11 protein-coding genes are annotated in these 12,767 nt (G+C 47.9%); all 11 read right to left on the bottom strand.

Translation table 11 applies throughout. The features are described 5' to 3' along the window. Nucleotides 1–35: 35 nt before the first annotated feature. The 11 genes from BLT53_RS14985 to BLT53_RS15035 all read right to left on the bottom strand — a co-directional run bounded on the left by BLT53_RS14985 (nucleotide 36) and on the right by BLT53_RS15035 (nucleotide 12,697). Nucleotides 36–938 carry a fumarylacetoacetate hydrolase family protein gene (locus BLT53_RS14985; RefSeq protein ID WP_090235934.1) on the bottom strand — a complete coding sequence of 301 codons (903 nt, stop codon included), beginning with the start codon at nucleotides 936–938 and terminating at the stop codon, nucleotides 36–38. An 84-nt stretch (nucleotides 939–1,022) separates the two neighbouring features. Beyond that, nucleotides 1,023–1,796, bottom strand: a complete 774-nt coding sequence (locus tag BLT53_RS14990) for an IclR family transcriptional regulator (RefSeq protein WP_090235935.1) — start codon at nucleotides 1,794–1,796, stop codon at nucleotides 1,023–1,025. A 127-nt stretch (nucleotides 1,797–1,923) separates the two neighbouring features. Further along, nucleotides 1,924–2,874, bottom strand: a complete 951-nt coding sequence (locus tag BLT53_RS14995; protein WP_090235936.1) for a U32 family peptidase — start codon at nucleotides 2,872–2,874, stop codon at nucleotides 1,924–1,926. Nucleotides 2,875–2,892: 18 nt separating this feature from the next. Further along, the gene (locus tag BLT53_RS15000) at nucleotides 2,893–5,085 is read right to left on the bottom strand and encodes a dihydroxy-acid dehydratase domain-containing protein (RefSeq protein WP_090235937.1); all 2,193 of its coding nucleotides are present in this window, start codon (nucleotides 5,083–5,085) and stop codon (nucleotides 2,893–2,895) included. Between the two features lie 29 nt (nucleotides 5,086–5,114). Beyond that, the gene (locus tag BLT53_RS15005) at nucleotides 5,115–6,461 is read right to left on the bottom strand and encodes a hypothetical protein (protein ID WP_090235939.1); all 1,347 of its coding nucleotides are present in this window, start codon (nucleotides 6,459–6,461) and stop codon (nucleotides 5,115–5,117) included. Beyond that, nucleotides 6,458–7,720 (bottom strand): nickel pincer cofactor-dependent isomerase, group 22, encoded by a 1,263-nt coding sequence (locus BLT53_RS15010; protein WP_090235940.1) that lies wholly within the window; start codon nucleotides 7,718–7,720, stop codon nucleotides 6,458–6,460. Before BLT53_RS15010 ends, BLT53_RS15005 begins: the two co-directional genes overlap by 4 nt. A 29-nt stretch (nucleotides 7,721–7,749) precedes the next feature. Beyond that, the gene (locus BLT53_RS15015) at nucleotides 7,750–8,787 is read right to left on the bottom strand and encodes a TRAP transporter substrate-binding protein (RefSeq protein ID WP_425284687.1); all 1,038 of its coding nucleotides are present in this window, start codon (nucleotides 8,785–8,787) and stop codon (nucleotides 7,750–7,752) included. Nucleotides 8,788–8,814: 27 nt separating this feature from the next. Then, nucleotides 8,815–9,840, bottom strand: a complete 1,026-nt coding sequence (locus BLT53_RS15020) for a C-terminal binding protein (protein ID WP_090235942.1) — start codon at nucleotides 9,838–9,840, stop codon at nucleotides 8,815–8,817. Between the two features lie 20 nt (nucleotides 9,841–9,860). After that, complete coding sequence (locus BLT53_RS15025; RefSeq protein ID WP_090235943.1) at nucleotides 9,861–11,135, bottom strand: TRAP transporter large permease subunit; 1,275 nt, start codon at nucleotides 11,133–11,135, stop codon at nucleotides 9,861–9,863. Beyond that, nucleotides 11,132–11,686 (bottom strand): TRAP transporter small permease, encoded by a 555-nt coding sequence (locus tag BLT53_RS15030; protein ID WP_090235945.1) that lies wholly within the window; start codon nucleotides 11,684–11,686, stop codon nucleotides 11,132–11,134. The genes BLT53_RS15025 and BLT53_RS15030 overlap by 4 nt, the downstream gene beginning before the upstream one ends. 33 nt (nucleotides 11,687–11,719) lie before the next feature. Continuing rightward, nucleotides 11,720–12,697: a TRAP transporter substrate-binding protein gene (locus BLT53_RS15035; RefSeq protein WP_425284705.1), complete on the bottom strand. Its 978-nt coding sequence runs from the start codon at nucleotides 12,695–12,697 to the stop codon at nucleotides 11,720–11,722. Nucleotides 12,698–12,767 lie beyond the last annotated feature (70 nt).

Raw genomic sequence — 12,767 nt, forward strand, 5'->3', positions numbered from 1 at the left:
TTCCTATCATACCTAATTTTCAGTCTTTTTACTGGTTAGCGGATCGCTGAAATTTTACTTTTTTGTGTTTTTACCGGATTATTCAACGTACCGATAGAAGAAATTTCGATCTCGATGCGGTCTCCGTCCTGCAGTGTGAATTCATTTGGAGGAACAATGCAGGTTCCCGTTAATAATACGGTTCCGTCAAAAAGATCATTGTCTTTTGCCAGGTAATCCACAAGTTCATCTAACCGTCTCTTTAACTGTTTCGTATTGGCCGTGCCTTCCACCACTTTTTCTTCCCCACGGTAAATGCGGCAGGCAAAATCAAAGTCATAAGGATCTTCCACTGCCTCTGCAAGTAAAATCACAGGACCTAAGGCGCAGGAATTTTTCCATACCTTTGCCTGCGGCAGATACAACGGATTCTCTCCTTCAATGTCCCGGCAGCTCATATCGTTTCCAGCAGTGTATCCCAGTACTTTACCGTTCTTATCGAGTACCAGCCCAAGCTCCGGCTCAGGGATTTGCCAGCTGGAATCACTTCGAAGGTAAACCGGCTGATCCGGTCCGACAGTGCGTGCCGCTGTGGATTTAAAAAAGATTTCGGGACGTTCGGCATCATACACTTTATCGTAAAATGTTTCCGCATCAAGCTTCCCGTCAGTCGCTTCATAGTTCCGTGCCTCTTTGCTCTTTTCATACGTTACACCCGCTGCCCAGACCTCAGGAGCCAAAATAGGAACCCCAAGCTCCAACTCACCATACCTGGCGTTAAGCGGCTCCTGCCCCGCAATTAATTCCTGGACATGTTTCAATGGGGTGGTTTCTGCTTTTTCTGCTTCTGAAACCAGTTCCAAAAAATCGCCATAAGGCAAATCATATACTCTTTCATCGTTTGCTAAAGCAGCTAGACTGTAAATACCTTCATTGTTTTTATAACGTAAAATGCGCATCTCATATTCTCCTTTTAATTGGTTTTATATTATAAAACTGCGTTCTCATTTGAGGGTACACTCCTGGCATAAGGAGTGCTTGTTTTAAATGGATGAGGCTTTTACACCGAATCCAAGTTCCCTTGAAATATTTTCTGCTGTTTCCTTCAGCATCTCGGCAATCTCTTTAATCGCTTTTTTATTAATGCGGTGTACCGGCTGTGACATGCTGATGGCTGCAATCACATGCTCCGAGTGGTCTCTGATTGGAACCGAAATACACGAAACCCCGGCTTCATTTTCTTGATTATCCATGGCGAAGCCTTCTTTTCTTACATTGTCGAGTTCAATCAAAAAATCCTTTTCATTGGTAATGGTTTTTGGCGTTTGACTGATGTACTCATAATCCTTGAGTATGGCAGCAAGTTCTTCCTGGCTTTTAAAAGCCACAAGCGCCTTCCCTACCGCACTGCAGTGCACCGGTATTCTGCGCCCGATCCTGGAATAAAGAATGGTCGCTGCTGATCCTTCGACTTTGTCGATGTAAACGCCTTCCTTTCCATCCAAAATAACAAGATGGATGGTGTTTCCCGTTTTCATGGACAGTTCCATTAGGTGTTTTTTCGCAACAGACCGGATATCGAGATTATGGATCACAAAATTCCCGCGCTCGAAAAGCTTCATTCCAAGCTTGTATTTTCCGTTTTCAAGATTTTGCTCAATATAGTTGTAATGCTGCAATGTTTTAAGCAAAGAATGGACTGTGCTTTTGTGCAAGTTCATTCGTGAACTGATGTCGGTTATTTTTAATTCCGATTCATATTCGTCAAAAAGATCCAGAATACGAAGCGCACGGTCTACGGATTGAATAATTGGCATGTCTCAATCACCCTTTGATAAAGTTTGATGGCTTGTCTTTTCCTTATAGTACCACACCTCAAGAGGGATACAACCGGATTTGTATGCCAAGACATGCCAAAACCTGCCAGTTGCCTGCAGCTTTTGATCAAGGCGTTACTACTTTTCCGCCCGGCACGGGAACGGCAATGCCCTCGGCCCCTTTTTCTGAAACTTTAAGATCCGGTGCATATCGCTTGATCATCTCGAGGCCAAGCTTGGCTCGTCTTACACGCTCTTTGGAAAGCGCGATCGAGGTCGGCTCAAGATGGGTCCCGGAAGGATAAATGTTCGGAGCATTGCGCAAGCCGAATTTGATATAGACAGGAGCAGCCACCCGAATGATTTCCGGTATTTCATAATGGCGGATAAAGCCACCGACATCATCAGGCACTTCCACATAAATATCAATCGGAACGTCAACTGCCTGGCGAATCGCTGCGAGCCTTGAAAGTGTCAGGTCGGTCGGCACGTTGTACGTTCCAGCCCCGATTTGCTCCATCAGACGGATGGAAATTGGATTGGCCTGCGCCACCTGCACCGAAACTTTAACCACAAGGTCAGCAGGAAGTTCCCCCGTCTTTTTCAATTCATTAACGAGCCACAATAATCCTTCATCCGCCACTAAAATCCCCCGGATTCCGGCTTGGCAGGCACGCTTGATATCCTCGATGGAATAAATGAGCTGGTCCATTCCCTGTACACGAAGGCCGGCAATTTTTCCGGCACTGGCCCATTGCATGGCCGATACATCCCAGCTGCCCCGCGGACCGACAAACAAGCTGACTTCAAGGTTTTCTCTTCTGCCGATAGCCGACATCTGCTCAAGCTCGTCATCGGTCAACAGCATAATTCCGCTTCCTTGCGAGATCCGGTGGATGCCAACGTCATATTGCTCGCAGGCCTCAATGACCGCTTCAAATGATGCCGGGCCCTCCACACTTGGAATTTCAACACGGTACTGTGCTCCATCAGGAAACGTTTTTTCCGAGGACGGGAGGTCATGACAATCTCCCGGCGGGAACCCCAATTTTTCAATGGCTCTTTTCGTTTCTTCCATTAGATATCTTCCTTTCGATTAATATTGGGCAAGATTCAGTGAAACAACATCATTTTGATAGTCCAAATCGGCTTCCTCAAACACTTGAAGCGGAACCACACCATGGGCGGCATCTGTATGGCTTGACATCCTGTTGCTTGCGGCTACCTGGCGCTGGCGCTTGGAGATGGCCTTCATGCGGGAAGCTGCCAATTCTTTTCTCTGCTGGCGGATGTGATCGAATTCAAATACCTGTTCTCCACGCTGGAATGCCGTTTCTTCCAGAAACTGAATGGTACGCTCACGGAAATCAAGAAACAGTACATCCCCCGTTTGGAGATAAAGAATTCCTCCATCTTCCTTGGCTTCGGGCGTCATATGGCCCACTGCCGCTCCATATGTAACGCCTGAATAGCGTCCGTCACTGATCAGTGTTGCCATCCTTTTCAGCTTGCGGTTTGCATTGATGTGCTGCATTGGTGTAAACATTTCCGGCATGCCAAATGCGACAGGTCCCTGGCCGGATACAACAACTGCGAGTTTGAGGATTCCCTTATCCACCATGGCGTCAAATAACGCATCATAAGAATGGGTTTTCAAAGCTTCATATTGGTCCGGCGCATTTTGTTTTACAGCAGCAAGCAGGTTTTCATGGGCAAATGCTTTCCTATTTCTTAGCTTGTCAACCAGCTCGGCGTCAAGAAGTCCATGGTTGGCGTCCTCTTCGTTGTCATAGTAAAGAACAAAAGCCGCCTTTTTATCAAACTCATCAAGCTGCAGGGTCGTCATGCCGCTGATCTTAACAACGGCGCTTTCAAAAAAGTTTCCGCTGAGTACGTCAACACCGCTGTAAGGCCGTCTTGGCTTGTCAAGAATGACCGGATTTTCGGCAATTTTCTCAATGGACACCTTGTGTTCTTTTTCAAGCCGCTCGCGCCAGCTCGTGCCGGTTACTGTTGGGGCATCCACATCCATCGGCACCCCGTTTTGGAGCAGTTCGTAAAATAATGATTCCATGCCGCGGCTGTTTCCTGAGCAGCATTGCATCGCCAGTGCAAAAATGTCCCTGCCCTGGGTGAGACTGTAGTCAAACAAATCAGGCACCGGCACCTCGTGATGAATGCGGTCCATTTCATGCAGGCTGAACTTGAATCCGCCATAAAGCATTCCGGCTACGATATGCATCATCAGATTGGTGGAACCGCCTGATGCGCTGTGGATGCGGACGGCATTTTTTATGTTGGAAGCCATAATGTTGGAAGCACCGAAGGCTTGCTGGTTAATCATGCCCGCCAACGGATCGAGCGCTGCATTGATCTGTTCCTGTGTCGGAGGGTCGGTCAGCAGCTCAAGCTCGGGGTGAACAAGCCCCATACCGGCAACCAGATGCCGCGAGCTGTTTCCGGTTCCATTAAAGGCACAAACACCGCCAAGACCATCACATGTATTGACCGCCAGACGCTTTTCATAATCATCGTGTTCCGCCTGGGAGATGAATCCTTTTTCTTTGGCCCGCTGAAGAACACCCTGGAATGCTGTATTGGAAGAGCATTGAAGAATGTACGCCATCGCATCACGAAGATCATAAGCAATGTCATCCGCTCCGTTTTGCTCCGCTTTTTGGGCAACCGCTTCAAGCTCTTCAAAAAGGCCTTCTGGAATGGTTCCTCCCTGTAAAACATGAGCAGGAGCAAATGTCGCAAAGAATGGTGCTTCCCCGCGATAGTTCCGGATGCGGTCAAGATGAGCCATCGCACTTACCACTCCAAGCGGCTGCTTGTCACAGCCCTGGATGACAAAAGCGCCATGATAGCTGTGCGCCTCGATCTGGTTGACAACCATTTCGGCCACCGCGTTTCTGCTTTGCAGGGAATAGCTCATCCCCTGATTGCTTTGCGCAGTTCCGTCGCACATGACCGGTGTGGAAAAATAAAAAGGAACCCCTCCATTTTGCCAGATGCGCAGCGCAGCCCTGGATGATGTTTGAAAGTCCATAATATGGGCCGGATGGTCGGGAGACCCCCCGATAATGGCAATACGCGGCGCATTTTCATGAAGCCGGTTATAAATTTCCTCCAGGGTCCAGTCTGGCGCATCGCCTTCATAGGTTGGCCCGAGAATCTGTTTTGCCCGGTCCAATAGGCCCGCAACACAAATGGGCTCATTGGCCTTTCCCTGAACATTGTCACGATATGGATTATAGGAATTTTCAATAAATGGATACAACACAATCTTTCGCCACCTTTTAAACTAATAAACTGCTACAGCATCAGAAGCGCAATTATTGTCCCCATACTGCTGTAGAGAAATGCAAATCCGATGTTCCAGAAGGAAACACGGTATGGATTCTGATGCAAAAGACTGCCTGTTAATGACACCGTAATGTTGTAAGGGCCCGCCATGACGGTGGACAGTCCTGATGATATAAGTACGACGGCAAAGCTTAAAGGATTGATTTCTCCCAAAAGAGGCTGTATGACCTCCCCCAAAATACTGATGGTCACGAGCGGATGAAATCCAATCATCGCCAGACCGAGAAAAAGAACCTGAATCAGCAGAAAGAGCAAAACGGGCCAGTGCTCCACGGCTCCGAAGGGCTGCTGAAGCCATTTTAAAAATGGTGAAACTTTAAGTGTACTAATTAAAAATCCTGCGGAGAGAAACAGAACCATAAAGTTTTGCTGGGACGATGCCCTGTTCTTCCAAACTCGCAAACTATAAACCAGATAAGATCTGATTCTTTTTACAAGAAGAGCCCAGAGAACCGAGTAGGGAACAATGACAAGCGTAACGGCCATCAGAAAATCGGTACCCAGCACCCGCCTCGCACCGATGACTGCTGCAATAAAAACACTTAAATTAAGAAGCAGCACCCCGGCTTTTTTAATGATCCTTCCATCCAAAGGCGCAGCTTCTGCCGTTGCAGCCTGTTCCACCTGATACTTGCGGTACCTCAAGCCGATCAGCCAGTCGGCACCGAGCAGCGTGACCGAGAACAAAAGAAGCCACGGAAGCAGATGAACATAATTCGAATGGGTGATGTCTACACTGATCGCCACGAGAATCTCCATCGGACTCCAGGCGAGGCACAGGGCATAGCCTCTCAGCATCGCACGGCTGATAAAGATATCTCTTAATTTGTCCTCTGCTTTTTGCAGATTGCGGCGGAGAACCGATTCAACCAATGGGATCGTAGCGATATTTAAAAACGACCCCAGCAAAAAACTGACAAGCGAGCTTCGGTAATACAACTGCCCCAAATTTCCCACCCTCCGCTTCAGCAGCTGGTTCACACTTTTGTCGTACCGCCCCACAACGATGATGCTGTTGATGAAAGGCAGCACATAAAAGATGGCGAGCAGGACAATTGTTGACGTCATGTAATGCGGCAGCTCCAGCAGAGGCTTTCGTAAATAAAAGTAGAGTAGTCCGCCTGCCAGGATAAAAACTGTGCCTGTTGCACGGTATAGCCCGTTTGCTTTCGGAAATGAAAAGACAAGTGCCATTATGGCGAAAATACCTGTCACCTCATCGAGAAACGAGCTGCCGGCAAACAGGCTGATCGTATAAAAAACGACCATCAGGCTGTAAATGACAAGCAGGATCACCGGGTTTCGCCAGTTGTGTACATCTCTGCCGGATCAGACAGGATTTCAATATCCGGATGGGCTTCCGCTTCCTCTCTCAGGCTCTCGGAAATCCATATATATTGAAGATCCAGCGTGTTGGGAATCCGAACGACTCTTGCTTTTGTAAGGTCACGTGCATTGCACGTTTTGATGGCGGCTTTTATGGCCATCTCTTCGTCCTCAAGAACCATCGGGACTTTAATCACCGAAGTCACCGTACTGGTGAGCGCATTGGCGTAGCCCTTTTCCCAGGAGATGCTGTTAAATAGCTTCCTGGTGGTCGTATCAGCCAGCCCAATTCCGTTGGCATTTCCATGAGTTTTCTCGGTTAAGCCGAGGACGACAATGCGTGAAACTTCAGGTCCCCCGTGAGCATAAGGGGTGGCATAACGTCCCGTAATGTTCGGGTCCATCCCGTCCCCTGAAATGTCTTTGCCGATTTCTTCAACAATCAGCACATCCATCGGATTAAACAAAATTTTTGGCATCAGTTCTTTCGCTTCAAGCAAAAGCCCCGGCTCTCTTTCTTCCATTTCCTCAGCAGGAACCGCAACAATTTTGGCCGGACGGTCATAGGCGTTCTCTATGGAGCCGAGACCGAAAATAATCGGAATTTTGGACATGACCATCTTGGCCATTAGAGGCACATGATCTGCCATGTATTTAAAGCTGTAGGCATGGGCTGCCTCCGCCCCTTTTTGCTTTCCAAGCCCAATCGTAATCATCTTCATCAGGCCACTTTCAACCGGGCCGCGGAAAGCGGTATGCGGCTTGATCCGGTTAATAACAATCACCTTGTCTGCACTGGCGGCATTTTTGTCTGTGTAAACTGGCAGGCCGTTTTCTAGCGTGCCGGTTTGCACGACCTCCATGCTGGATACAATCGGTGCACCGACCGACGCCTCGGTAACACCGAGCTGCTCGAGCACTTCACGCTGCCCTTCAGCCGTGGCCCCGCCATGGCTGCCCATAGCAGGCACGATAAAGGGAGAACCTCCGGCTGATTTGACAGCGTTGACCGTTTCCCTCACAAGTATGGAAAGGTCGGCCACACCGCGGCTTCCCGCGGCGATGGCTACCCGGTCACCAGGCGATATCCTTGAGAGTACACCTGTTTCCTTTAACGTCTGCTGAACGGCCTCTGCCGTGTCCTCAAGTTCAGGAGCATGAAAGGATTGCTTCACTTTCATCATCTTTGGAAGGGCTATATCCTGCAGCAGCTGTGATATGATCTCCATCCCTCTTCCTCCTTATCTGGCTTTTCTCTTTATTCTTTTCTCGCTTTTTCCACTTCTGACATCATTTCATCGACCAGTTCTTGTCCAAACTTTTTAGCATATTTGTCGGTGACCGGCTTTACGATTTCCTTCATTTTTTCTTTTTCAGCGTCGGAGACCTCATTCACCTTCATGCCTGCTTTTTTCAGATCTTCGAGGGCTTTTTCGTTTTCTTTTCGATTCAGGTCACGTTGGTACTTCCCTGCTTCTTTCGCGGAATCTCTCATGATTTTTTGTTCTTCCTTTGAGAGCTTGTCCCAGAACTGCTTGCTCACAAGAAAGACAAACGGTGTGTATACGTGCTTGGTCATGCTTAAGTAGGGCTGAACCTCGTCATACTTGCTGGATTTGATGGTTGCCAGCGGATTTTCCTGACCATCTACTGTTTTCCCCTCAAGCGCGGTAAACACTTCGGAAAACGCCATTGGCGACGGATTAGCACCCAGCTTCTTAAACGCATCCAGATGAACCTCGTTTTGCATGGTTCGGATCTTCAATCCTTTAAAATCCTCCGCAGTCTTCACGGGATGTTTGCTGTTTGTCAGGTTGCGGAATCCATTCTCCCAATACCCAAGGCCAATCAGCTTGTGTTCCGGCAGCTTTTTCAACAGCTCTTGCCCCACTTTTCCGTCAAGAACGGAGTACGCTTCTTCTTCGGTATTAAACACAAATGGAAAATCGAAAATCCCGTATTCCTTGATCATCCCAACAAGCGGTGAGGTGGAAGGAATGGTAACCTCCTGAAGGCCGCCCTGCAGCGCCTCGGTCATTTTCTGGTCATCGCCAAGCGTTGCGCTGTAAAAGTTTTGCACTTTCATTTTCCCGCCGCTTTTCTTCTCAACCAGCTCTTTAAACTTCTTCAAGCCTTGTCCTTCCGGATGATCTTCATTCAACCCGATTCCGGCTTTAATCGTCCGTTCCTGTATACCGCCTGCAGATCCGCCGGATTTTGCCGCACCACATCCTCCAAGAAGCAGCATACCGGGAAGCGCAACCCCAATGGCCAGCTTTTTCATCCAATTCTTCATTCTATTTCCCCCTCTTCATCCAATTGTCTAACTCATTGCATAGCGGCTTTCGGGCTGATTGCTCTTCAGCACCGACCGCTCCTCTACCTGCTTGTTCACTAGATACTTTGGATACTCCTTACATATCAGAACGTCCACAACACCGAGCGCTGCTTTTGTTCTCATTTCTTTGGCAGCCTCCTCGGAATACCAGGCCACATGAGGCGTCAGGATCACGTTATCCATGGACAGGAAGGGATGATCCTCCGTAATCGGTTCTTCCTCAATTACATCCAGAGCTGCTCCTCCGATTTCCCCTGTTCTGAGCGCCTCAACCAGTGCCTCTTCATCCACTACCGGCCCTCTTGACGTATTGATGAGAAGGGCATCATTTTTCATTTCGGAAAACAGGGAAGCATTGATCATGCCTTTTGTTCCTTCTGTTAACGGAGCATGGACGGAAATGATGTCAGACACCCGGCACAATTCCTCCAGAGAGACGAGCTGAACCCCCTTCTTTTCCGCTTCTGCAGCAGGATAATAAGGATCAAACGCGGCCACCCTTAAGCCAAGCGGCTGTACCTTTTCAGCAAGGCTTTGCGGTATCTTTCCAAACCCGACAAGACCGAGCACCTGCCCCCTGAGCCGGTGAATCGGCTGGGTCACTTTAAAATCCCAATTTCGGTTTTTTACCTGCTCATTCGCTTTGACGACCTTTCTTCTTGCAGAAAGAAGGAGCGCGAGCGCATGGTCAGACACTTCATCCATGCAATAGTCAGGAACATTGGCAACGCAAATCCCCTTATCGGTCGCCGCCTCGAGATCAATGGTATTCACACCAACCCCGTAGCGCGTAATCACCTGGCATTTTTCAAGCTGATCAATGACCTCCTTGCCAAGAGGTGCGTACTGATTGATCAATGCATCCGCATCCCGGCAGGCCTCAATGACTTCTTCCTCTGTCCGGCATTGGGCACCGATCAATTCAACTTCTGAATATTTTTCAAATACAGCTTTCTCATATCGCAAATCATCGTATTCCCAGTCTGTAACAACCACTTTCAACTTGGACATCACTTTCACTCCTTAATAAATCAAGTAAACCATTTGAGAGGAACGGTAACCAATGACGGAAAGAGGATCAGCAGGATCAGGACTATTACCTCCACCAGCAGAAACGGCCATATTCCCTTCATAATGTCTTCCATACTAATCTTACTGACTCCACAAACGACATTTAGCACTGTACCAACCGGAGGAGTCAGCAAACCGATGGCATTATTGATGATAAACAAAACACCGAAATATACAGGGTCGATACCCGCCTGCTGAATAACCGGCATCAGCACAGGTGTCAGGATTAGGATGGTTGGTGTCATATCCATCGCTGTACCGATCAGAATGATCAAAAGGTTAATCATTAAGAGTATGAGCAGCGGGTGCTCCATGAAAGGCTCCAACAGCCCGATGACTTGTGCCGGGAGATTGGCAACAGTAATCAGCCACGAGGATACAAGGGCTGCCGCGACCAGAAACATAACGACGCTGGTCATTTTCGCTGCCCGTACCAGCAACTGATACAAGTCCGCCACTTTTATTTGCCGGTAAATAACCATCCCCACGAACAAGGCATACACGGCTGCAACAACAGCGGCTTCAGTCGGAGTGAAAATTCCACCGCGCAATCCGCCAATAATGATGACCGGAAGCAAAAGCGCCCAAAAGCCTTGCCTGATGGAAATGAGAATTTCTTTTATGGATTTGCGGGGTGCCACTTGAACCTTGTCCTTATGGGCCACAATCGCCCATGTCACACAGAGGCCGACTGCAAGCATAACCCCAGGAACAATACCTGCCATGAACAGTTTAGTGATGGATACCCCACTGGTTACACCAAAGATGATGAACCCGATGCTTGGCGGAATGATCGGAGCTATAATTCCTCCTGAAGCGATTAAACCGCTGGACCGGTTAATGTCATAACCGCTCTTGACCATCATGGGGATCAGAATAGCCCCGAGGGCAGCGGTATCCGCCACAGCAGAGCCGGAAAGACTGGCAAATAGAACACTGGCAATAATGGCTACATAGCCAAGTCCGCCGCGGATATGCCCTACCATTGACATTGCCATCTGTACAATGCGCTGGGAGAGTCCTCCTGCGTTCATTGCCTCGCCCGCAAGCATAAAAAACGGGATGGCCATCAGTGGAAAATTGTCCGCACCATTGATTAAGTTTTGTGCAATAATCTGGCTGTCGAATATCCCTAAAAAGAACATGAGGGCGACTCCGCTAAGCAGCAGAGCAAAGGCAATCGGCATGCCAAGCGCCATTGTGCCGAGAAGTGATCCAATAAACACACCAATCATGCTTGTTTTTCCTCCTTTCCAACACTGATTTCCTGGTAATCCACCAGTTCTTCCGACTCACTGATGACAATCAAATCTTCATCGCGCACTTTATTCAACAAAATCTTAAACACATTGTTGATCAGGATGAGGCCCATAGCTAAACTGACTACGATCCCCGTACCGTACACAAAGGAAAGCGGAAGTCCAGTTGCAGGTGCTTTGCTGTCCATATTAATGACAGTCATCTTCCAGCTTCCTTCCAGCACCAGGAAAAGAACAAAGAGCATGAGCAGATCACTGAAAACCAATACGACTTTTTTTGCTTTCACGGGCAAACGCCTGACCAACATGTCGACACCGAGATGTTCCTTGGCTTTAAATGCACCAATAGCTCCTAAAAATGTGAGCCAGATAAACAAATAGCGTGACATCTCTTCAGACCAAGTGATACCTGAATTAAAAAGGTATCTTAGAACCACATTGCCAAACACCAGTATGACCATCAGGCCCAAAGCCACAGCCATAAAAATATTTAGAAGCGTTTCCAAGTACCGTGAGATCTTTTCCATCTTCTCCCCACCTCTTCATGCAATTGTCATTGCTTACTGCTCAGCCTTTACCTTCTTGACCAGCTCTTCTGCCCAGTCATACTTCTTATAAAAATCGTCATACATAGGTTTTGACGCTTCTTCCATTTTCTTCTCAAACGCTCCATCCGGTGTATGGAACTTCACGCCCTTTTTGGTCAAAAACTTTTTATCCGTTTCATAGCTTTTTTCCATCAGATCAAACTCGTAATCAGCCGCTTCCTTAGATGCCTTTTCAATTACACTTTGCTGTTTTTTGGAGAGACTGTTATAGAACTTGCTGTTTATGATGTAAATATTTGGGCTGAACATATGATTGGATTCCAAAACATCGCTTTGAACCTCATACCAGCCGGAAGCACGGAGAGTAGCAATCGGGTTGTCCTGCCCGTCCACAACTTTCTGTTCCAATGCTGAGAATACTTCAGAGATCGGCATTGGTGTCACATTCATGCCAAGCAGCTTACCGAGTTGTATGTAGTTTGGTATGTTGGGCATTCTCATTCGCAAGCCATCGAAATCCTTCATGGTTTTTACAGGTTTGTTACTCGAGAACATCCGGAATCCATTCGCACTCCAGGCAAGCGGTTTAACACCATGCTTCTTTTCAAGATCCTCAGTCAGCTCTTTGCCTATGGGTCCGTTGAGCACTTTTTTGACATGTTCATAATCTTTGAAAAGGAACGGCCATTCCGGAACCGCCATTTTTTCAATATCGGACTGCATGATCAGTCCGGGAATCCCCATTTCGATCGTACCGTTTCGGACACCGTCGTAAAATTCCTTTTCGGCACCGAGTGTGCTGTTGTCATAAATCTGAACTTTCAGCGTGCCGCCGGATTCCTTTTCAACCATGGGCTTGAATTTCTCACGCAGTGCCACATTCTGTGGATGATCCTTGGCGAAATAATTGGCGATCTTTATTGTCTTTGTCTTTTCGCCCGACGAGGAAGTCGATTTGCTGCCGCATCCTGACAGGATCAGGGAAAGCATCAGCATGATGCCCATTAAAATACCCAAACTTTTTTTCACCTTCACCCTAACCACCCTTTCGTTTACCTTT

The sequence above is a fragment of the Fictibacillus solisalsi genome (genome assembly GCF_900103485.1).
Lineage (GTDB): Bacteria > Bacillota > Bacilli > Bacillales > Fictibacillaceae > Fictibacillus_C > Fictibacillus_C solisalsi.

Bases quoted from the DNA above. Each gene is read 5' to 3' on its own strand.
- BLT53_RS14985 (WP_090235934.1), bottom strand. From the start codon at position 938: ATGCGCATTTTACGTTATAAAAACAATGAAGGTATTTACAGTCTAGCT.
- BLT53_RS14990 (WP_090235935.1), bottom strand. From the start codon at position 1,796: ATGCCAATTATTCAATCCGTAGACCGTGCGCTTCGTATTCTGGATCTT.
- BLT53_RS14995 (WP_090235936.1), bottom strand. From the start codon at position 2,874: ATGGAAGAAACGAAAAGAGCCATTGAAAAATTGGGGTTCCCGCCGGGA.
- BLT53_RS15010 (WP_090235940.1), bottom strand. From the start codon at position 7,720: ATGGAGATCATATCACAGCTGCTGCAGGATATAGCCCTTCCAAAGATG.
- BLT53_RS15015 (WP_425284687.1), bottom strand. From the start codon at position 8,787: ATGAAGAATTGGATGAAAAAGCTGGCCATTGGGGTTGCGCTTCCCGGT.
- BLT53_RS15020 (WP_090235942.1), bottom strand. From the start codon at position 9,840: ATGTCCAAGTTGAAAGTGGTTGTTACAGACTGGGAATACGATGATTTG.
- BLT53_RS15025 (WP_090235943.1), bottom strand. From the start codon at position 11,135: ATGATTGGTGTGTTTATTGGATCACTTCTCGGCACAATGGCGCTTGGC.
- BLT53_RS15030 (WP_090235945.1), bottom strand. From the start codon at position 11,686: ATGGAAAAGATCTCACGGTACTTGGAAACGCTTCTAAATATTTTTATG.
- BLT53_RS15035 (WP_425284705.1), bottom strand. From the start codon at position 12,697: ATGCTTTCCCTGATCCTGTCAGGATGCGGCAGCAAATCGACTTCCTCG.